General features: G+C 60.1%; 16 protein-coding genes. 10 read left to right on the top strand and 6 right to left on the bottom strand.

Annotated features, from left to right (window positions below; translation table 11 throughout):
* Positions 1-30: 30 nt before the first annotated feature.
* Positions 31-2082 carry a methionine--tRNA ligase gene (gene metG / locus AC1UK9_RS22300; RefSeq protein ID WP_025112366.1) on the bottom strand — a complete coding sequence of 684 codons (2052 nt, stop codon included), beginning with the start codon at positions 2080-2082 and terminating at the stop codon, positions 31-33.
* A gap of 224 nt (positions 2083-2306) precedes the next feature.
* On the opposite strand from metG, the gene apbC reads away from it, so the two are divergent.
* The gene (gene apbC / locus AC1UK9_RS22295) at positions 2307-3401 is read left to right on the top strand and encodes an iron-sulfur cluster carrier protein ApbC (protein ID WP_025113573.1); all 1095 of its coding nucleotides are present in this window, start codon (positions 2307-2309) and stop codon (positions 3399-3401) included.
* A gap of 479 nt (positions 3402-3880) precedes the next feature.
* On the opposite strand, the gene AC1UK9_RS22290 is transcribed toward apbC, so the two are convergent.
* On the bottom strand, positions 3881-4639 hold the full coding sequence (locus AC1UK9_RS22290; protein ID WP_473013437.1) for an SDR family oxidoreductase: 759 nt from the start codon (positions 4637-4639) through the stop codon (positions 3881-3883).
* A 164-nt stretch (positions 4640-4803) separates the two neighbouring features.
* On the opposite strand from AC1UK9_RS22290, the gene AC1UK9_RS22285 reads away from it, so the two are divergent.
* The 4 genes from AC1UK9_RS22285 to groL all read left to right on the top strand — a co-directional run bounded on the left by AC1UK9_RS22285 (position 4804) and on the right by groL (position 8326).
* The gene (locus AC1UK9_RS22285; protein ID WP_473013436.1) at positions 4804-5535 is read left to right on the top strand and encodes a HugZ family pyridoxamine 5'-phosphate oxidase; all 732 of its coding nucleotides are present in this window, start codon (positions 4804-4806) and stop codon (positions 5533-5535) included.
* A 65-nt stretch (positions 5536-5600) separates the two neighbouring features.
* Positions 5601-6077, top strand: a complete 477-nt coding sequence (locus tag AC1UK9_RS22280) for an FxsA family protein (RefSeq protein WP_025111692.1) — start codon at positions 5601-5603, stop codon at positions 6075-6077.
* 259 nt (positions 6078-6336) lie between these two features.
* Positions 6337-6630, top strand: coding sequence for a co-chaperone GroES (locus AC1UK9_RS22275; protein WP_473013435.1), 294 nt, complete (start codon positions 6337-6339; stop codon positions 6628-6630).
* 49 nt (positions 6631-6679) lie between these two features.
* On the top strand, positions 6680-8326 hold the full coding sequence (gene groL / locus AC1UK9_RS22270) for a chaperonin GroEL (protein WP_025111690.1): 1647 nt from the start codon (positions 6680-6682) through the stop codon (positions 8324-8326).
* 257 nt (positions 8327-8583) lie between these two features.
* Here groL and AC1UK9_RS22265 read toward each other — a convergent pair whose 3' ends face one another.
* Complete coding sequence (locus AC1UK9_RS22265) at positions 8584-10533, bottom strand: LTA synthase family protein (protein ID WP_482578510.1); 1950 nt, start codon at positions 10531-10533, stop codon at positions 8584-8586.
* Between the two features lie 203 nt (positions 10534-10736).
* On the opposite strand from AC1UK9_RS22265, the gene AC1UK9_RS22260 reads away from it, so the two are divergent.
* The 5 genes from AC1UK9_RS22260 to AC1UK9_RS22240 all read left to right on the top strand — a co-directional run bounded on the left by AC1UK9_RS22260 (position 10737) and on the right by AC1UK9_RS22240 (position 14606).
* Positions 10737-11420 (top strand): response regulator transcription factor, encoded by a 684-nt coding sequence (locus AC1UK9_RS22260; RefSeq protein ID WP_025111688.1) that lies wholly within the window; start codon positions 10737-10739, stop codon positions 11418-11420.
* Positions 11410-12684 (top strand): sensor histidine kinase, encoded by a 1275-nt coding sequence (locus AC1UK9_RS22255; protein ID WP_025111687.1) that lies wholly within the window; start codon positions 11410-11412, stop codon positions 12682-12684. The genes AC1UK9_RS22260 and AC1UK9_RS22255 overlap by 11 nt, the downstream gene beginning before the upstream one ends.
* A 305-nt stretch (positions 12685-12989) precedes the next feature.
* Positions 12990-13658: a class I SAM-dependent methyltransferase gene (locus tag AC1UK9_RS22250; RefSeq protein WP_025111686.1), complete on the top strand. Its 669-nt coding sequence runs from the start codon at positions 12990-12992 to the stop codon at positions 13656-13658.
* Between the two features lie 4 nt (positions 13659-13662).
* Positions 13663-14376 carry a lipopolysaccharide kinase InaA family protein gene (locus AC1UK9_RS22245; RefSeq protein WP_025111685.1) on the top strand — a complete coding sequence of 238 codons (714 nt, stop codon included), beginning with the start codon at positions 13663-13665 and terminating at the stop codon, positions 14374-14376.
* A gap of 2 nt (positions 14377-14378) precedes the next feature.
* Positions 14379-14606, top strand: coding sequence for a hypothetical protein (locus tag AC1UK9_RS22240; RefSeq protein WP_025111684.1), 228 nt, complete (start codon positions 14379-14381; stop codon positions 14604-14606).
* 167 nt (positions 14607-14773) lie between these two features.
* Here the strand turns inward: AC1UK9_RS22240 and AC1UK9_RS22235 are convergent, their stop codons facing one another.
* From AC1UK9_RS22235 to AC1UK9_RS22225, 3 genes are all read right to left on the bottom strand, one after another.
* Positions 14774-17809, bottom strand: a complete 3036-nt coding sequence (locus tag AC1UK9_RS22235; RefSeq protein ID WP_482578509.1) for a multidrug efflux RND transporter permease subunit — start codon at positions 17807-17809, stop codon at positions 14774-14776.
* A gap of 13 nt (positions 17810-17822) precedes the next feature.
* Complete coding sequence (locus tag AC1UK9_RS22230) at positions 17823-18971, bottom strand: efflux RND transporter periplasmic adaptor subunit (RefSeq protein WP_482578507.1); 1149 nt, start codon at positions 18969-18971, stop codon at positions 17823-17825.
* Between the two features lie 157 nt (positions 18972-19128).
* Positions 19129-20229, bottom strand: a complete 1101-nt coding sequence (locus AC1UK9_RS22225) for a DUF1513 domain-containing protein (RefSeq protein ID WP_473013431.1) — start codon at positions 20227-20229, stop codon at positions 19129-19131.
* Between the last annotated feature and the right edge of the window lie 6 nt (positions 20230-20235).

Here is a 20235-nt window from a genome sequence, read left to right as displayed (position 1 = left end):
ATGCCTGTGGGATCGTTTTACCGCTGGGCCTTACTTGATGCGTTGACCCGGCTTGGCGCCGCTGTCCGGGCTCAGCAGGTAGATTTCTTCACCGCCGGGACCTGCGGCCATCACCATGCCTTCGGAGATACCGAACTTCATTTTCCGGGGCTTGAGGTTGGCGATCATCATGGTCAGGCGACCGTCGAGTTTCGACGGGTCCGGGTACGCGCTCTTGATCCCGGAGAACACGTTGCGTTGCTCGTCACCGATGTCCAGCGTCAGGCGCAGCAGCTTGTCGGCGCCTTCCACGTGCTCGGCCTTGACGATCAGGGCGACGCGCAGGTCGATGGCGGCAAAAGCGTCGAAGTCGATTTCCGGCGACAGCGGATCCTTGGCCAGTTCGCCGTTGCCCGCAGGTGCGGCAGCGCCGGTGTCGGTCTGGCTGGCGGTCAGGTCTTCTTTCGAGGCGTCGGTCATGGCTTGTACTTTTACCGGGTCGATGCGGGTCATCAACGGTTTGAATTCGTTCAACTGATGGTTGGCCAGCAGCGTGGTGTGGTCGTTCCAGGTCAGCGGGGCGACGTTGAGGAACGCCTCGGCATCGGCGGCCAGCAATGGCAGTACCGGTTTGAGGAAGATCACCAGTTGGCGGAACAGGTTGATGCCGGTGGCACAGATCGCCTGGACTTCATCCTGCTTGCCTTCCTGCTTGTTCAACGACCACGGGGCCTTGTCGGCGATCCACGCGTTGGCGCGGTCGGCCAGGGCCATGGTTTCACGCATGGCGCGGGCGAAGTCACGGGCTTCATAGGCGTCGGCGATGCTTGGCGCCGCGGCCAGGAACGCTTCGGTCAGCTCTGGCGCGGCGTTGTTGTCCACCAGCAGGCCGGCGTTACCCTTCTGGATGAAACCGGCGCAACGGCTGGCGATGTTGACTACTTTGCCGACCAGGTCGGAGTTGACCTTCTGCACGAAGTCTTCGAGGTTCAGGTCGAGGTCATCGACGCCACGGCCCAGTTTGGCCGCGTAGTAGTAGCGCAGGTATTCCGGCGACAGGTGATCCAGGTAGGTACGCGCCTTGATGAAGGTGCCGCGGGATTTGGACATCTTCTGGCCATTGACCGTCAGGTAGCCGTGCACGTTGATCCCGGTCGGCTTGCGGAAGCCGGCGCCTTCGAGCATGGCTGGCCAGAACAAGGCATGGAAGTTGACGATGTCCTTGCCGATGAAGTGGTACAGCTCGGCAGTGGAGTCCTTGCCCCAGAACGCGTCGAAGTCCAGCTCCGGCGTGCGGTTGCAAAGGTTCTTGAAGCTCGCCATGTAGCCGATCGGCGCGTCCAGCCACACGTAGAAATATTTGCCTGGCTCGTCCGGGATCTCGAAACCGAAGTACGGTGCATCGCGGGAGATGTCCCACTGTTGCAGGCCGGCGTCCAGCCACTCGGCGATCTTGTTGGCAACGGCGTCCTGCAGGGTGCCGCTGCGGGTCCAGGTCTGCAGCATCTGCTGGAAGTCTGGCAGTTTGAAGAAGAAGTGCTGGGAATCCTTGAGCACCGGGGTGGCGCCGGAAATGGCCGACTTCGGATCCTTCAGATCGGTCGGCGCATAGGTTGCGCCGCATTTTTCGCAGTTATCGCCGTACTGGTCTTCGGTGCCGCATTTCGGGCAGGTGCCCTTGATGAAGCGGTCGGCCAGGAACATTTTCTTTTCCGGGTCGAAATACTGGGTGATCGAGCGTTGGGCGATGTGCCCGGCGTCACGCAGCTTCAGGTAGATCTGGCTCGACAGCTCACGGTTTTCTTCGGCGTGAGTGGAGTGGAAGTTGTCGAAGTCGACCAGGAACTCGGCAAAGTCGGCGCTGTGTTCAGCCTGTACGTTGGCGATCAGTTGTTCCGGGGTAATGCCTTCCTTTTCTGCACGCAGCATGATCGCCGAACCGTGGGCGTCGTCGGCGCAGACATAGATGCACTGGTTGCCACGATGCTTCTGGAAGCGCACCCACATATCGGTCTGGATGTATTCCAGCATATGGCCAAGGTGAATCGAACCGTTGGCGTAGGGCAGGGCGCTGGTGACGAGGATCTTGCGTGGTTCGGACATGTGGGGCTTCGCTACTTGATGAAACGGAGGTCGGCCACTATAAAGCGCTGGCGCATATTTTTCACCCTGTGCGCCTGTTTCATTGGATGAGCAGACAGAAAACATCGCCGCCTTCGGCAGCGCCTGCAAGAGATCGGCGTACATCTGCAGGCGCTGCCGAAGGCGGCGATGTTTTAAGGTACGATACCCGCCATCTATTCCCAGTCTTGTTATCGGAGTTGCCCATGAGTGCCGTCACTCGCGCAGCGGTGGAAGCCGTCCTCAGCCAATACACTGACCCTTACCTGAACCAGGACCCGGTCAGCGCCGGTTGCGTGAAGCACATCGAGATCGATGGCGACCGCGTCAAGGTTCAGCTGGAAATCGGCTACGCCGCCGGTCTGTTCAAGAGCGGCTGGGCGCAATTGCTGCAACTGGCGATCGAGAATATCGATGGCGTGGTCATTGCCAAGGTCGAGGTCAACAGCGTGATCGCCGCGCACAAGGCCCAGGCGCAGATTCCGGGGCTGGCCAACGTCAAGAACGTGGTCGCCGTGGCGTCCGGCAAGGGTGGTGTGGGCAAGTCGACCACTGCGGCCAACCTCGCGCTGGCCTTAGCCCGCGAAGGCGCCAAGGTGGGGATTCTCGATGCCGACATTTATGGCCCGAGCCAGGGCATCATGTTTGGCATCCCCGAGCGCACCCGTCCTGAAGTCAAGGACCAGAAGTGGTTCGTGCCGCTCAAGGCCCACGGTGTCGAAGTCATGTCGATGGCGTTCCTGACCGACGACAACACGCCGATGGTCTGGCGCGGGCCGATGGTCTCCGGCGCGCTGCTGCAACTGGTCACGCAAACCGCGTGGGGCGATCTGGATTATCTGGTGATCGACATGCCGCCAGGTACTGGCGATATCCAGCTGACCCTGGCGCAGAAAGTCCCGGTGGCCGGTGCCGTGATCGTCACCACCCCGCAGGATCTGGCGCTGCTGGACGCGCGCAAAGGCGTGGAAATGTTCCGCAAGGTCAACATTCCGGTGCTGGGCGTGGTGGAAAACATGGCAGTGCACATCTGCTCGAACTGCGGTCATGCCGAGCATCTGTTCGGTGAGGGCGGAGGTGAGAAGCTGGCGACTCAGTATGGCGTTGAGCTGTTGGCCTCGCTGCCGCTGTCGATGCTGATCCGTGAACAGGCCGATGGCGGCAAGCCGACGGTGATTGCCGAGCCGGACAGCCAGATTGCCATGGTTTACCAGGAACTGGCCCGCCACGTCGGCGCGCGCATTGTGCTGCAGGAAGCGGCGACGCCGGCGATGCCGAATATCACCATCAGCGACGATTGATTGGCTGACTGAATGCAATCCATTGTGGGAGCGGGCTTGCTCGCGAAGGCGGTGTGTCATTCAACTCATCAGTTGTTTGATCCGCCGCCTTCGCGAGCAAGCCCGCTCCCACAGTGGTTTTGTGGTGACGCTGCTGGATGCGCAACCCGCCATCCATCTCCAGAATCCGCCTGGTGTAGTGATCGATCACCATCAGCGACGATTGATTGGCTGACTGAATGCAATCCATTGTGGGAGCGGGCTTGCTCCCACAGTGGTTTTGTGGTGACGCTGCTGGATGCGCAACCGGCCATCCATTTCCAGAATCCGCCCGGTGTAGAGATCGATCACCATCAGCGACGATTGATTGGCTGACTGGATGCAATCCATTGTGGGAGCGGGCTTGCTCGCGAAGGCAATGTGTCATTCAACTCATCAGTTGTTTGATCCGCCGCCTTCGCGAGCAAGAGCGCTCCCACAGTTGTTTTGTGGTGACGCTGCTAGATGCGTAACCCGCCATCCATCTCCAGAATCCGCCCGGTGTAGTAGTCGTTTTCAAAGATGTATGCCGCCGAATGGGCGATCTCTTGCGGCTTGCCCATGCGCTTGAGCGGAATTCCCGACGTCATTTTCTCCAGCGCTTCCGGCTTCATGCCCAGGGTCATCTCGGTTTCGATGAAGCCCGGGGCGATGCCCGCAACGCGAATCCCGTAACGTGCCAGTTCCTTGGCCCAGGTCACGGTGGCTGCTGCCACGCCAGCCTTGGCGGCGGAATAGTTGGTCTGGCCAACGTTACCGGCACGCGAGATCGACGAGATGTTGATGATCGCGCCGCTGTTCTTCAGCTCGACCATTTTCGCCGCGACTTCACGGGTGCACAGGAACACGCCGGTCAGGTTGACGTCGATCACTGCCTGCCACTGGGCGAGGCTCATCTTAGTCATTTCGCCGTCCTTGACCTTGAGCAGCAGGCCATCACGGAGGATCCCGGCGTTGTTGATCAGGCCATGGATCGCGCCAAAGTCTTCGGCCACCTGAGCGACCATGTGCTCAACCTGTTCTTCATTGGCCACGTTGCACAGATAGCTGCGCGCCTCAACGCCCTTGGCCTTGCAGGCAGCTACCGCGTCGTCGAGTTTTTCCTGATTGAGGTCCACCAGGGCCAGCTTCGCGCCTTTGCCGGCGAAATACTCGGCCATGGAACGGCCCAAACCCTGGCAACCGCCGGTGATAATGATTACTTTGTCGTTGAGTTGCATTCGCATGCCCCGATAGCCGGTCTGAGTGGTTTTTGTTATTGGCGCCGCTCGATCTGCAGCGGGCGTGGCCCGAATGCACATACGCAGTGCCCGATGGCGTGACCGGTACCTATCCCCGGGCGCCTGTCCGTTTTTTCGACGGATTCTATATAAGGAGTCATAAATTGAGCGTTGAAGCGGCCAAGAATGCCCGAGAATTGCTTCTCAAGGAATACCGTGGCGTATTGTCCACCCACTCCAAATCGATGCCCGGTTTCCCGTTTGGCTCCGTGGTGCCCTATTGCCTGGACGAGGAGGGCCGCCCGCTGATCCTGATCAGTCGTATCGCCCAGCACACCCATAACCTGCAAAAGGACGCGAAATGTTCGCTGTTGGTCGGTGAGCGCGAGGCCGATGACGTTCAAGCCGTTGGTCGCCTGACCTATCTGGCCGAAGCGCAAAAGCTCGAAGATCCGCTCGCCATTGAAGCGGCTGCCGAGCGTTACTACCGTTATTTCCCCGATTCGCAGAACTATCACAAGGCCCATGACTTCGACTTCTGGGTGCTCAATCCGGTGCGTCATCGCTATATCGGCGGTTTCGGCGCGATCCACTGGGTCGATCAACTGACGTTGGCCAACCCGTTTGCCGGCAAGGCCGAGATCAGCATGGTCGAGCACATGAACAGCGACCACGCCAAGGCCATCGCGCATTACGTGGAACTGACTGGCCTGCCGCAAACCGTGCCGGCGCAACTGGCCGGGATCGACAGCGAAGGCATGCACCTGCGCATCGGCCAAGCGCTCTACTGGTTGCCGTTTCAAGCCCCTTGTCATACGCCGATACAAGTGCGCGAAGCCTTGGTTTCTCTGGCTCACGCCGAGGTCTGGCCAAAAAATGCGGTGGCCGACGCTTGAATTCACGAAAGGGCGACGTCATCTAATGCTTACTGCAAGGCATTTCTTGCGTTGAGGAATCTTTGATGCGCCCTTTTTTGTTGCTCTTTCTGCTGTTTCCGGTGCTGGAGCTGTTCGTATTCGTCAAAGTGGCAGGGGCTATCGGGTTCTTCCCGGCCCTGCTGCTGATCATTCTCGGCTCGATGTTCGGCGTGTTTGTGCTGCGCATCGCCGGTCTGGCCACGGCCCTGCGTGCCCGTGAAAGCCTGAACCGCGGTGAACTGCCCGCGCAGACCATGCTTGAAGGCCTGATGCTGGCATTGGCCGGCGGCCTGTTGATCCTGCCAGGCTTCGTCAGCGACGTGGTCGGTCTGGTGATGCTGTTGCCGTTCAGCCGTCGTCTGCTGGCGAACAAAATGCGCCAGCGCGCCGAAGAACAGGCCATGCGTCAGCGTGCCTTTGCCGACGACCTGCAACCCCGCGGCGGTCCTGCACCGCGTCAGCCTCTTGGCCGCGAGGGCGATGTGATCGAAGGTGAGTTCGAACACCGCGACAGCAAGTAACCCCTGCATCGACACGGCACCTTCGGGTGCCGTTTCTTTATGCGCGGCATTCAAGGGGCAAATCGATGAAAAATTTTCTGCCCCCGCCCTTGTAATAAGCTTATGCGCCCTTATGTATCGGTCACCGAAAGGTTTCCGACATTTGAGTCGGACAGACTTCCGCGGCTCGCTTGACGAACCGCAACCGGCGCAGGCCGGATTTGTTAAACCCGCCGGGACTACACCGGCCGATGAAAACCACAATTAGGAGAGATCGACAATGAAGCTTCGTCCTCTGCATGACCGCGTCGTCATCCGTCGCAGCGAAGAAGAAAAGAAAACCGCTGGCGGTATCGTCCTGCCAGGTTCGGCTGCTGAAAAAGCCAACCACGGTGTGATCGTCGCTGCTGGCCCAGGCAAGACTCTGGAAAACGGTGAAGTGCGTGCGCTGGCCGTTAAAGTCGGCGACAAGGTTGTGTTCGGTCCTTACTCCGGCAGCAACACTGTGAAAGTCGACGGCGAAGAACTGCTGGTAATGGCTGAGAACGAGATTCTCGCTGTACAGGAAGGCTGATTTCCCGCTCATTTTCCCGCTACTACAAAGTATTTAAGGAATATCGATCATGGCTGCTAAAGAAGTTAAGTTCGGCGATGCCGCCCGCTCCAAGATGCTCAAAGGCGTCAACGTCCTGGCTGACGCGGTAAAAGCGACCCTGGGCCCGAAAGGCCGTAACGTGATCCTCGAGAAGAGCTTCGGCGCTCCGACCATCACCAAGGACGGCGTTTCCGTCGCCAAAGAAATCGAACTCGAAGACCGTTTCGAAAACATGGGCGCGCAGCTGGTCAAAGACGTTGCCTCCCGTGCCAACGATGACGCTGGTGACGGTACTACCACCGCTACCGTTCTGGCTCAGTCGATCGTCAACGAAGGCCTGAAAGCCGTCGCTGCCGGCATGAACCCGATGGACCTGAAGCGCGGTATCGACAAAGCGACCATCGCGATCGTCAAAGAGCTGAAAGCCCTGTCCAAGCCATGCGCTGACACCAAGGCTATCGCTCAGGTAGGCACCATCTCCGCCAACTCCGACAACTCCATCGGCGACATCATTGCCGAAGCCATGGAAAAAGTCGGTAAAGAAGGCGTGATCACCGTTGAAGAAGGCTCGGGCCTGGAAAACGAACTGTCGGTTGTAGAAGGCATGCAGTTCGACCGTGGCTACCTGTCCCCGTACTTCGTCAACAAGCCGGACACCATGGTTGCCGAGCTCGACGGCCCGCTGATCCTGCTGGTCGACAAAAAGATCTCGAACATCCGCGAAATGCTGCCAGTGCTGGAAGCCGTTGCCAAAGCCGGCCGCCCACTGCTGATCGTTGCCGAAGACGTTGAAGGCGAAGCCCTGGCGACTCTGGTAGTGAACAACATGCGTGGCATCGTCAAGGTTGCAGCCGTCAAGGCTCCAGGCTTCGGCGACCGTCGCAAGGCCATGCTGCAGGACATCGCCGTTCTGACCGGCGGTACCGTCATCTCCGAAGAGATCGGCCTGAGCCTGGAAAGCACCACTCTGGAGCACCTGGGTAACGCCAAGCGCGTCACCCTGTCCAAGGAAAACACCATCATCGTTGACGGTGCTGGCGTTGAAGCCGACATCCAGGCGCGTATCGCTCAGATCCGTGCTCAGGTTGCCGAAACTTCCTCGGACTACGACCGTGAAAAACTGCAAGAGCGTCTGGCCAAGCTGTCCGGCGGCGTTGCAGTGATCAAGGTTGGCGCTGGTTCCGAAGTTGAAATGAAAGAGAAGAAAGCCCGCGTTGAAGACGCCCTGCACGCTACCCGTGCAGCCGTTGAAGAAGGCGTGGTACCTGGCGGCGGCGTTGCGCTGATCCGTGCTCTGGAAGCCCTGACCGAACTGACCGGCGACAACGCTGACCAGAACGTCGGTATCGCTGTGCTGCGTCGCGCTGTTGAAGCGCCGCTGCGTCAGATCGCTGCCAACTCCGGCGACGAGCCAAGCGTAGTCGTCAACGAAGTGAAGAACGGCAAAGGTAACTTCGGTTACAACGCTGCTTCCGGCGAATACGGCGACATGATCGAAATGGGTATCCTGGACCCAACCAAGGTAACCCGTTCTGCTCTGCAAGCTGCAGCCTCGATCGGCGGTCTGATCCTGACCACCGAAGCTGCTGTTGCTGATGCGCCGAAGAAAGACGGCGGTGCTGGCGGCGGTATGCCAGACATGGGCGGCATGGGTGGCATGGGCGGCATGATGTAAGCCAGCCTTACCCCGAAACGAAAAACCCCGCCTGCGATGAGCAGGCGGGGTTTTTTATTGCCCGGATATCAGGCTTCACACCGTCCCCTGTGGGAGCGAGCCTGCTCGCGAAAGCAATCCAGCGATCACTACAGCTGTGACGCATACACAGCATTCGCGAGCAGGCTCGCTCCCACATTGGGATCTGTATTTCCTGTGATAACCGGTTGCGCAAAAAAAAGCCCCGGTGCATCAGCCCGGGGCGTTTCTATTGACGGTTACTGTTCGCTGACCTGGACAGTGCTGTCCTTCGCCGGCTTCCAGCTCAACAGCTGCTGTTTGAAGCCATAACTGGCGGTCTGGTAATAGGTGATCGCCCGGCTGACCAGCGGGTCGTCGCTGGTGACACGCGATTCACGGCTTTCGGTCAGCGCATCGTCATGCCGACGCAAGCCCTGGCGCGGACTGAGGATCGCCAGATCCTTGCCATCGAACAAGCCCAGGTGCTGGTAGTTGCCGACGACCACGCGCGGTGGCAGCGGGTTGTCCTGCAACAGGTTGCGACCGAAGAACGTCGAGGTGTAGTCCAGATTCAGCAAGCCCAGCAGTGTCGGGGCGAGGTCGATCTGGCTGGCCAGTTGCGCGCTCTCGCGTGCTTCGATCATTTTCGGCGCGTAGATGAACAGCGGGATCTGATAGTTGGCGATCGGCAAGTCTTCTTTGCCGGCGCTGCCAGCGGTGTGGTCGGCGACGAAGATGAAGATCGTGTTGTCGAACCACGGTTTCTGCCGCGCCTGCTCAAGGAACTGACCAATCGCGTAGTCGGTGTACTTCACCGCACCATCACGGCCATTGCCGGATTTGATATCGATCCGGTTGTCCGGGTAGGTGTAAGGCCGGTGGTTGGAGGTGGTCATCAATTGCAACAGGAACGGTTGCTGTTTGGCGTAATCGGCATCCGCCAGCTTCAGGGTCTGGCGATACAGATCCTCGTCGGCCATGCCCCAGGCGTTCTTGAAGTGAATCTCGGCTTCATCGACGCTGCTCTGGTCGACGACGCGATAGCCGTTGCCGCTGAAGAACGCGTTCATGTTGTCGAAGTAACCGCGTCCGCCATAGACAAACACGCTGTCGTAACCCACGGCGCTCAATTGTTGGCCAAGGCTGGCGAAACCGCTTTCACGGCCGATGCGCTTGACGATCGAGCGACCCGGCGTCGGCGGGATGGCCAGGGTGATGGCTTCCAGGCCACGGTCGGTGCGGGTGCCGGTGGCGTAGAAGTTGTTGAAGTACAGACTCTGTTTGCGCAAGGCGTCGAGGTTCGGCGTCAGGTTGCGACCGTCACCGTTGCTGCCCAGGTACTTGGCGCTCAGGCTTTCGATGGTCACCAGCACGATGTTCGGTTTGCGCGCGGTGCCGGGGTTGTCGATCACCCGGCGGATGTCCTGCGGGTCCTGGCCGATGAAACGAGCATTGCTTTCACTCAGTTCGGCGCGGATCTGGCTGGCGACTTTTTCCGCTGGCAGGCTCTTGTAGAACTGGGCGTAGTCCAGTTCATTGTTACGGAACGCGGCGAAGAACTGATAGGGGCCGTTGCTGGCCAGTTCGTTCTGGTAAGCGTTGCCGCCCTGAGCGCGGGGTGCGTCCTGGCTGAGCAGTTGCAGGCTCAAACCGGCAACGATCAACAGGCCCAATGCATTGAGCAGACGCGCGCGCAGCGGTGGCAGCGGGGCATTCATGGCCGCATTGAACGGCTTGCGCAGCGCAACGCTGATCCCCACGGCCAGCACGGCGAGCAGGCTCAACAGTTTGCCGATCGGGTAGGACTCGAGGACGTTGTTCAGCACTTCGTCGGAATACACCAGGTAATCGACGGCGATGAAGTTGAAGCGCACGCCGAACTCGTCCCAGAACAGCCATTCGGCCACCGCCACGAACAACATCGCGAACAGGCTGATGGTCAGCAAGACCCGCAGGAACCCGCGATGCCCGCGACGCCGCCACAGGCCCGGTGGGCAGAGCAGCAGGTACAGGCCCATCGGCAGCGCCGCGTAAGCCAGGAACCCCAGGTCATAGAGCGCGCCGATGCCGAACACGGAGAGGGCGAAGCCACCGGCTTCATCCAGGTGAGTCAGCAGCAAGACCGCTCGGGTGAGGAGAAAAATGACCAGCCAGGCGCCGGTGATAAGCAGCAGAAAGCGCATGGGCGCTGTCTTGAAAGAGTCCATTGTCTCGTTTTCCTTATATCAATGGCGCGCGAGTGTCGCGGCGCCACTGTAATCAGGTTGTGAATCGATAGTGAAAACTTTGTTAAATATTTAATTTGCCTGGGCAAATGGAATTGCACGCTTGCCGGCCCTAGCCCTGAACCGGCGTTGGCCTTAAGCTGCGCGGGCCATGACGGCCGTTACTGTGTACGGAGGAAATGCCAATGCGAATTCTATTGGTCGAAGACAACCGCGATATCCTGGCCAACCTGGCCGATTACCTGGGGCTCAAAGGCTATACCGTCGATTGCGCCCAGGACGGCTTGTCGGGCCTGCATCTGGCCGCCACCGAGCATTACGACCTGATCGTGCTCGACATCATGCTGCCCGGGATCGACGGCTACACCCTGTGCAAGCGCCTGCGTGAAGATGCCCGGCGCGACACGCCAGTGATCATGCTCACCGCCCGCGATCAACTGGACGACCGCCTGCAGGGTTTCAAATCCGGGGCCGACGATTACCTGGTCAAGCCGTTTGCACTGTCCGAACTGGCAGCACGGGTCGAAGCCGTGATGCGTCGCACCCAGGGCGGTGGCCGTCGTGCGCTGCAGGTCGGCGACCTGACTTATGACCTCGACACGCTGGAAGTGACCCGCGAGGGCAAGCTGCTCAAGCTCAACCCGGTCGGCTTGAAACTGCTGGCGGTATTGATGCAGAAAAGTCCGCACGTCCTGCGCCGGGAAATTCTCGAAGAAGCACTGTGGGGCGATGACTGCCCGGACAGCGACAGCTTGCGCAGCCACGTCCACCAATTGCGCCAGGTGATCGACAAGCCATTCGCCAAACCGCTGCTGCAAACCGTGCACGGTGTGGGTTACCGCCTGGCCGAGGGGCGTGATGGAGTTTAAGCAAAGCCTTTCCCAGCGGATCATCATCGCCTTTGCGCTGATGAGTGCGCTGGTGGCCGGGGCCTTCGCCATGGGCATTGTGGCGACGGTGCACCTGGTGGAGGAAAAACTGATTTCGGCGGGGCTGGGCGGCGACCTGCAGCGCCTGTTGCTGATGGACAACGTGTCGGACTGGAGTCATCGCCCGGAACCGGATCAACTGTTCTACTTCAGCGGCGGCCCGGGTGATTTCGAGCTGCCCAAAGACCTGCGTCACCTCGATGCGGGTTTCCACGAAGTGTTCCGCGAACAGCTGTCGTATCACGCGATGGTCGAGATCGTCGACGGTCGCCGCTATGTGCTGCTGCAGGATCAAAGCGATTTCGAGGAGCGCGAACGCGTGCTGTTCGCCGTGGTGCTGGTGGGCTTCGTGCTCAGTCTGGCGCTGGCCGTGTTCCTCGGCTGGGTGTTGGCGCGCAAGGTCATGGCGCCGGTGGTGCGATTGGCCCGGCAAGTACGGCACCGCGATCAACTGCTCGGTCTGGCGCCACCGCTGGCACCGGATTATGCCGCTGACGAAGTCGGCGAGCTGGCGGTGGCATTCGATGCCACGCTCGGGCGTCTGCGCCAGGCGCTGACTCGCGAGCGACTGTTCACCAGCGACGTCAGTCATGAACTTCGAACACCGCTGATGGTGCTGGCCAGCTCCTGCGAGTTACTCCTCGAGAACCCGGGACTGGATCAACGCGGTCGGGCCCAGGTCGAACGCATCGCCCGGGCCAGCGAAGAAATGCGCGAGCTGGTGCAGACGTTCCTGATGCTCGCTCGCGCCCAGCGTGAAGATGCCGGTTCAGCGCCGCAGCAGAACCTCGGCCAAGTGGCTGACGGCCTGCTGAACGTCTGGCGTGAACCGATCGAGTCCAAAGGGCTGCAGCTGATGTTCGAGCCAGGCAATCCGCCGGACACCCGCTTCAATGCCACGCTACTCGGCGCCGTCATGGGCAATCTGCTGCGCAACGCCTGCCACTACACCGAACAGGGATTCATTCGCCTGACACTCAACGACAACGGGTTTGTCGTCGAAGACTCGGGAGTCGGTATTCCCGAAGAAAAACGTGAAGCCATGTTCCAGCCCTTTGTTCGCGGCAATGAAAAACGCGGCGAGGGCCTCGGACTGGGATTATCGCTGGTGCAGCGGATCTGTGAGAACCAGGGCTGGGAGGTGACCTTGAGCACCATGGAGCCCAATGGTTGCCGCTTTGAAGTCACGCTGGGGCTGCGTTGAACCACAGACCAAAGCGGCCGTGTCCTGAGTGCTGACCTTCGATGACGCCTTCGCGAGCTGGCTCGCTCCCACAGGGGTGGACGCTACACCGTGGGGCGCGAGCCTGCTCGCGAAGGGCATTGAACGGCGAAATTGAACCATCAGTGCCCCTCAGAATCAGTTAATGGCCCCGCGCTATTGCTTTCTCCGTGTAAAACCCTGTAATAGTTTGTTGGTTTACCTGACGTATTTTTCACAAAGGGACGACCTGACGCTGACATGCCACTACCTATGGTAGGGGTATCAGTAATTCAGGAGCCCTGATGATGAGCAGACCGATCAAGCTCGATTTTTCCGAAAAGTATGATGACCAGCATGCACAAAAATATTTGCGCAAGCATCAGGACGGCCTCGGTCGTCGGTTGTCTCACTGGCGGGACGAGCAGTTGGCCCGCAAGGCGCTGACGCTGGCCGGCGAGCCGGGGCTGGTCCTGGACCTGCCTTGCGGCGCCGGGCGCTTCTGGCCGTTGCTGGCAGAGAAGCCCAACCGGGTGATCATTGGTGCGGACAATTCCGAATCGATGATCAAGACCGCGATGCAGTCGCAACCGGCCGATGTGGTGAAACGGGTACAACCTTTGCACACATCTGCGTTCGACATTGCCTTGCCGGATAACGCCGTCGACAGCATTTTCTGCATGCGTTTGCTGCATCACATCGGTGAGGCCGAACATCGGCGGACGATTTTGCGCGAATTCGAGCGTGTCACCCGCGACAGTGTGATTATTTCGTTGTGGGTCGACGGTAATTTCAAAGCCTGGAAACGCAAGCGCGCCGAGCAGCGCCGTGGGCAGGAAGGTTACCAGAACCGGTTTGTGTTACCGGCTGTGACAGTGGAAAAAGAATTCGAAGAAGCAGGTTTTCGCATTCAGGAACAACTGGACTTTATTCCGCTCTATGCCATGTGGCGGGTTTACGTATTACGCAAGAGGTAACAGGATGGCGGTGCAAACAGCAGCAGAAACGGAAGTCGCTCCCCAGGATCGCTTCGACTACTTCTGGAACCAGCGCGGTGAATGGGTGGAAGAACCCAACGTACGCCGTGGTGGTGAAAGTGGTGTGCAACGAGTCATGGGTCGAGACGGCCAGTTACTGTATGCCAAGCGCCAGACCGGACATATCTACCGCAGTTGGCTGCATCCCTTCGGTCGCCCGACGGTGCTGCGCGAACTGGATGCCCTGACCGGCGTCAGCCGACTCGGTGTGCGCGTACCGCAAATCGTGTTCTGCGGCGCCCAGCCCGATCCGCAGCACAAGTGGCGTGCCTTGCTGGTGACCAAGTCGCTGGATGGTTTCGATGAACTGGAAAAGTGGGAAGCCGCAGGGGGGCGCGCGCAATACGGCGAAGCCGTTTATGAACGCGTCCTGAAGGACCTGGCACAAAACCTTGCGCGCATGCACAAGGGCCGTTGGCAGCACAGCTGTATCTACATCAAACACGTGTTTGTACGGGTGACCGGCGAGGGTGATTCGGCCCAGGTCGAGGTGGCATTGATCGATCTGGAGAAATGCCGTCAGCGTCTGACCGCTCATCGCGCGGCCGCCCATGACATGAAGCAATTGCGTCGCCATTCGTCGTTCAGCGACACGGACTGGAAAAAACTCGTCTATTTTTATGAGACGGCGTTTGGCAGCGCTATCAAAGGTTTATAGCGATGAAACTCGAAATTGCACGAGGTTTGTTCTTGGTTGGAGCCTTGGCAGTTGCGTCATTGGCGGTGGCGGCCTGGGAGCAGCCCCGCATGCAGGTGATCGGAGCCACCACCGGCGATGCTCACTGCGCAGTACCACGGGTGGCGAAAGCCTCCGTGGCGACTAAACCTGACCATGATTTGTTGTTGTTCATGTTTGGACTTTCTCAAGGGATGAGGCCACAGAGTTGAACCGATTGAAGCCCACGTAAAAGGCCTCGCAGTTGCGAGGCCTTTTTTATTGCGTGTTTCCAGGGATCACACCATTTCTCTGTGGGAGCGGGCTTGCTCGCGAAAGCGATGTATCAGTAAACAAATTCTTCAACTCACACACCGCCTTCGCGAGCAAGCCCGCAGGGTTATGTGGTTTGTTTGGGATCGGGTTTGGCCAGCAGCGTGTAGATGCACGGCAGCACGAACAGCGTAAACAACGTCCCGATCGACATGCCCGTGGCAATCACCATGCCGATATCAAACCGGCTGACTGCACCCGCACCGGTCGCCAGAATCAACGGCACCATGCCGAACACCATGGCCGCCGTGGTCATCAACACCGGCCGCAGCCGAATCGCCGCCGCTTCCTCGACCGCCTCGCGTGCGGTCAGTCCTTTGTCCTTGCGCAATTGGTTGGCGAATTCGACGATCAGGATCCCGTGCTTGCTGATCAGCCCGATCAGCGTCACCAGCCCGACCTGGGTGTAGATGTTCATGCTCGACCAGCCCAGGAACAGCGGAATCAACGCCCCGCAGATCGATAGCGGCACCGTCACCAGAATCACCAACGGATCGCGGAAGCTTTCGAACTGCGCTGCCAGCACCAGGAAAATGATTGCCAGCGCCAGGGCGAAGGTCACCCACAATGCGCTGCCTTCCTGCACGTATTGGCGTGAGGCGCCGCCATAGTCGAAGGCAAAACCGGCCGGCGCCTCTTCCCGGGCGATCTGCAATACGGTGTCGATCGCCTCGCCCATGCTGACCAGCGGGAATCCAGAGATCTTCGCGGCATTGAGTTGCTGGAACTGGTTGAGCTGACGCGGTCGCGCCCGGTCGGTGACCTTGATCAGGGTAGACAGTGGCAGCAGCTCGCCCTGAGTGTTTTTCACGTAGTAATTGTTCAACCAGCCAGGGTTCTCGCGAAACGGTCGCTCGACCTGGGCAATCACCTTGTAGCTGCGGCCTTCGATGCTGAAACGGTTGATTTCCGCCTCGCCCAGCAATGTCGCCAGGGTGCTGCCCAGATCCAGCATCGACACGCCCATCTGCGCGGCTTTGGCGCGATCGATATCGACCACCACTTCCGGCTTGTCGAACGCCAGGTCAAGGTCGACGAAGGCGAACTTTCCCGACTCCATGGCGCGCTTCTTGATTCGGTCCGCGACTTGTAGCAGCAATTCGTAGTCATTGGCCGTGTTGACCACGAACTCGAACGGCAAACCTTCACCGGTGCCGGGCAGGGAAGGCAGGTTGAAGCCGAAGATCTGCAGGCCCGGGATGGCGCCCAGTTTGCCTTGCACCTCGGGCAGGATCTGCATCTGCGTGCGGCTGCGTTCGTTCCACGGCTTGAGCAGGAAGCCGCCGATGCCCGATTGCACGCCGTTGTAGCCGTTGATCTGGAACGAGGAGTAGTACTCCGGAAACTCCTTGAAGATCTTGATGAACTCGTCGGTGTAGGTGCTCAGGTAATCGAGGTTGGTTGGCTGCGGCGCGTTGGCCATCATGAAAATGATGCCCTGGTCTTCATCAGGCGCCAGTTCCGACTTGGTGAACTTGAGGAACACCGGGATCAGGCACAGCACGATCACCGCAAACACCAGCACCACCGGGCGGGTGTTGAGCGTGCCGTGCAAGACGCTTTGATAGCGGCGCTTGAGGCCATCGAAGATGCGGTCGAGCCGGTGCGCCAGACCGCTGGGGTTTTGCTCGTGGCGCAACAGTAAGGCGCACATCATCGGCGACAGGGTCAGGGCGACGATCCCGGAAATCACCACGGCGCCGGCCAGGGTCAAGGCGAACTCCTTGAATAGCGCGCCGGTCAGTCCGGTGAGGAAGCCGATCGGCGCATACACCGCCGCCAGGGTGATGGTCATCGACACTACCGGCATGGCGATTTCCCGTGCGCCTTCCAGTGCGGCCTCCAGCGGCGTCTTGCCTTCCTCGATGTGGCGATGGATGTTCTCCACCACGACAATCGCATCGTCCACCACCAGCCCGATCGCCAGCACCATCGCCAGCAGGGTCAGCAGGTTGATCGAGTAACCCATCATCTGCATGAAGAACATCACGCCGATCATCGACAGCGGGATGGTCACCACCGGGATCACCACCGAGCGCAATGCGCCGAGGAACAGGAACACCACCACAATCACGATCAGCACCGCCTCGAACAGGGTTTTCACCACTTCGTCGATCGAGGCCTGAATGAACAGGGTGGCGTCGTAGGCAATCTCGCTCTTGAGGTTGGGCGGCAACTGGGCTTCCAGCTCCGGCATCAGCTTGCGCACTTCCCGGATCACGTCCAGCGGGTTGGCCCCGGGTGTGGCCTTGATGCCGATGTACACCGACGGCGTACCGCCGAAGGAACTGATCGAGTCGTAGTTTTCCGCGCCCATCTCGACCCGCGCCACATCGCTGAGCAGCACGCGGCTGTCGCCACTGACCTTGAGCGGAATCGCCGCGAAGGCTTCGGCGGACTTCAGCTCGGTGTTGGCGTTGATGCTGGTGACCACGTACTCGCCTTTCACTTCGCCGGCGGCGGAGAGGAAGTTGTACTGGCGCACCGCGTTGGTCACGTCGCTGGCGCTGAGGCCGAAACCGGCGAGCTTCACCGGGTCGAGCCACAGACGCATGGCGAACACCTGATTGCCGAGAATCTCCGCCTCGGCCATACCCGGCAGCGTCGCCAGTTTCGGCTGGATCACCCGCGACAGGTAGTCGGTGATCTGTGGGTTGCTCAAGTCCTTGCTGAAAAAACTGATGTACATGAGGGCCGAAGCGTCGGCCGATTCCTTGCTCAGCACCGGGTCTTCGGCGTCCTGCGGCAGCTTGTTTTTCACCTCGTTGGCCTTGGCCAGCAATTCGGTGAACAAACGGTCGGTGTTGGAACCGATGCGCGCGTAGATCGAGATCACCGAGAAGTTCTGACGACTGACCGAGGTCATGTAGTCGATGCCCTCGGCGCTCGCCAGGCTCTGCTGCATCGGCTGGGTGATGTAGCCCTGAATGGTCTCGGCGTTGGCCCCGGGGTAGGCGGTGGTCACCGTGATCAGGGCATTTTCCATTTGCGGGTATTGGCGCAGCGGCAGTTTGCTCCAGGCCTGGAAACCCAGCAGCACAATCAGCAGGCTGACCACGGTGGCGAGCACCGGGCGGCGGATGAACGGATCGGTAAAAGCCATGGGGATTCCTTGATCAGTCGGCGCGAGGCGGACTGTTCTGCTCGCCGAGGGTCTTGTCGTCGCTGATGGCAATGTGTGCGCCGTTGTCCAGTTTGATCTGGCCGGCGGTCACCACTTGTTCGCCGTTCTGCACGCCCTTGTTGATCATCACCAGGCCATCACGGCGTTCACCGGTCTCGATGAAGCGCCGCTCGGCGATCAACACCGGCTGGCCCTTGTCGTCTTTTACGACGCTGCCGTCCTCGGCTTTCTTTTGCCCGACCACGTACAGCGAGTTGCCGTAGAGGGTGTAGGTGATCGCGCTTTCCGGCACCACGATGTGTTTCTGCGGATCGGGGAGCAACACCTCAAGGCTGGTGAACATGCCGGGCAGCAACTTGCCGTCGGGGTTGGCCAGGGTGGCGCGAACCAGAATGTTGCGCGTGGTGCTCTCGACAATCGGGTTGATCGCGCTGATCGCACCGGGGAAATTCTGCCCGGGATAGGCCGCGACGCCGATCTGCACCGGTTGACCGATGGCCAGTTTCGGCACCGATTGTTCAGGTACGTAAAAGTCGGCGTAGAGGCTGCTCAGATCCTGCAGGGTGGCGATTCGGGTGCCGCTGGCGAGATAGTCGCCGACATCGACCTGGCGAATGCCGATGGTGCCGCTGAACGGCGCGACGATGCGTTTTTTTGCCAGTGCAGCATTGAGCTGATTGACCGTGGCCTTGTCCTTTTGCAGGACTGCCGAGAGCCGGTCGTATTCACCTTTGGAGATGGCGCGGCTGTCGATCAACTGGCTGCCACGCCCGAAGTCCAGTTGCGCCAGACCCAGGTCGGCCTTGGCGGTTTCCAGCAGGGCGGTTTCGACGGCGCTGTCGAGTTGCAGCAACGGTTGCCCGGCCTTGACCTTCTGCCCGGATTCGAACTTGATGTCGGTGACGGTGCCGGCGACTTCCAGGCTCAGCTCGACGCCTTGCAGCGCCTTGAGCGTGCCGACGGTCGGCAGGCGCATCTGCCACGGCCGTTCGCTGGCGCTGGCCACGGCGACACTGATCGGCGGTTTGGGTTTGGCAAAGCCCTGGATCATGGTGTAGATCGAAAAGGCTTTGTAACCGCCCAATACCAGGACGACCAGCAAGACAACACCCAACATGATCAGCATGCGGCGACGCAGCATATTCCAGTTCCTTGGATAAATCAGGTGAGACAGTCGGGCACATTACTCCGAGTCAGGTGGGGATTCCAACTGCCAGTTTTCACAGGCGAAGGCGACGACAAATCCGGTGGTGAGGGGCTTGCCCCCTCGCCACAGGTATGGCGTTCTCTTTGGTGGGTCAGGCCATCAAGTGCAGATGGTTGTCCCAGAGCCCCGCCGGCAGATCCAGCGGTTTGGCCAGCAGCTCATCCTGGCGGCAATCGTAGTAACGGCAACGACCCTGACCCGAGGTCACGACAAATCCGTCCTTCACCGCACCGACGCCGGCGCAATCGGGCAGCGGTGCGTCGAGGCGCACTTCGCCACTGTCCAGGTCCCAGATAAAGAACCGGTTGCCGCGTGGCGCGGTCAACGCCACCAGGCGCAGTTCGCTGTGCACGGCGACGCTGGCGGTGTAATGCCCCATCGACTGCAACTGATGATCCGGCACCGGGAACGCCACGAACGGCTGGCCCGGGCGCTTGATTGCGAGCAGCTCCGAGCGCTCGTGAGAAGCCCCCATGAACTGCTGACCGGCGACAATGGTGCCGTCGCTGGCGATCCCCAGATGACGCACGCTGTTCATCTGCTGGGCCAGGGTTTCCTTGCTCAGCAGGGTGCCGTCGCGCTGCATCAGCACCAGGCTCGGCTCCATGGCGTTGAGGTTCATGTCGACGCGGCTTTCCGCCTCGGTACGAATTCCGCCGTTGGCCACCACCAGGGTTTCGCCGTCGGGCATCCACGACACTTGGTGCGGACCGAGGCCATGGGTGGAGATCTCGCCGCTGTGCACCAGCCGCTCGCCTTCGAACCTGTACACCCCGAGCAGGCCGCGCCCCGGATCGCGGGTGTCATTCTCGGTGGCGTACAGGTATTCGCCGTCCTTGTGCACCACCGCGTGGCCGTAGAAATGCCGGTTCGGCTGCGACGTCACGGTTTGCAGCAACGCCCCGTCGCGCAGGTTGATCAGATAGCTTTCGGTGCCCGGGCGGCGGGCAACGAACAGCGCGATCGGCAGCGTCGGGTGGTTGATGATGTCGTGACAACGCTGGCCGACTTCGGTGGCGAACACTCGGGTGCCGTCCAGCCGATAACCGACGGCGTAATGCTTGCCATCGGTGTCATCGCGCGCCGAGAGCAACAGCGGGCTCTGATCCTTGCGCTTGAACAGCGTCCAGCCGCCCAGAGTCACTGCTCCCAGCAGCACACTACCTAAAGTCAGAGCCTGGCGTCGCAGCATGGCACT

The organism is Pseudomonas sp. AK-TSAG1-1, from assembly GCF_056821665.1.
The sequence above is the reverse complement of the archived record's forward strand: the minus strand, read 5'-3'. Positions and strand labels throughout refer to the sequence as shown.

Bases quoted from the DNA above. Each gene is read 5' to 3' on its own strand.
- metG (WP_025112366.1), bottom strand. From the start codon at position 2,082: ATGTCCGAACCACGCAAGATCCTCGTCACCAGCGCCCTGCCCTACGCC.
- apbC (WP_025113573.1), top strand. From the start codon at position 2,307: ATGAGTGCCGTCACTCGCGCAGCGGTGGAAGCCGTCCTCAGCCAATAC.
- AC1UK9_RS22290 (WP_473013437.1), bottom strand. From the start codon at position 4,639: ATGCAACTCAACGACAAAGTAATCATTATCACCGGCGGTTGCCAGGGT.
- AC1UK9_RS22280 (WP_025111692.1), top strand. From the start codon at position 5,601: ATGCGCCCTTTTTTGTTGCTCTTTCTGCTGTTTCCGGTGCTGGAGCTG.
- AC1UK9_RS22275 (WP_473013435.1), top strand. From the start codon at position 6,337: ATGAAGCTTCGTCCTCTGCATGACCGCGTCGTCATCCGTCGCAGCGAA.
- groL (WP_025111690.1), top strand. From the start codon at position 6,680: ATGGCTGCTAAAGAAGTTAAGTTCGGCGATGCCGCCCGCTCCAAGATG.
- AC1UK9_RS22265 (WP_482578510.1), bottom strand. From the start codon at position 10,533: ATGGACTCTTTCAAGACAGCGCCCATGCGCTTTCTGCTGCTTATCACC.
- AC1UK9_RS22260 (WP_025111688.1), top strand. From the start codon at position 10,737: ATGCGAATTCTATTGGTCGAAGACAACCGCGATATCCTGGCCAACCTG.
- AC1UK9_RS22255 (WP_025111687.1), top strand. From the start codon at position 11,410: ATGGAGTTTAAGCAAAGCCTTTCCCAGCGGATCATCATCGCCTTTGCG.
- AC1UK9_RS22250 (WP_025111686.1), top strand. From the start codon at position 12,990: ATGAGCAGACCGATCAAGCTCGATTTTTCCGAAAAGTATGATGACCAG.
- AC1UK9_RS22245 (WP_025111685.1), top strand. From the start codon at position 13,663: ATGGCGGTGCAAACAGCAGCAGAAACGGAAGTCGCTCCCCAGGATCGC.
- AC1UK9_RS22240 (WP_025111684.1), top strand. From the start codon at position 14,379: ATGAAACTCGAAATTGCACGAGGTTTGTTCTTGGTTGGAGCCTTGGCA.
- AC1UK9_RS22235 (WP_482578509.1), bottom strand. From the start codon at position 17,809: ATGGCTTTTACCGATCCGTTCATCCGCCGCCCGGTGCTCGCCACCGTG.
- AC1UK9_RS22230 (WP_482578507.1), bottom strand. From the start codon at position 18,971: ATGCTGCGTCGCCGCATGCTGATCATGTTGGGTGTTGTCTTGCTGGTC.
- AC1UK9_RS22225 (WP_473013431.1), bottom strand. From the start codon at position 20,229: ATGCTGCGACGCCAGGCTCTGACTTTAGGTAGTGTGCTGCTGGGAGCA.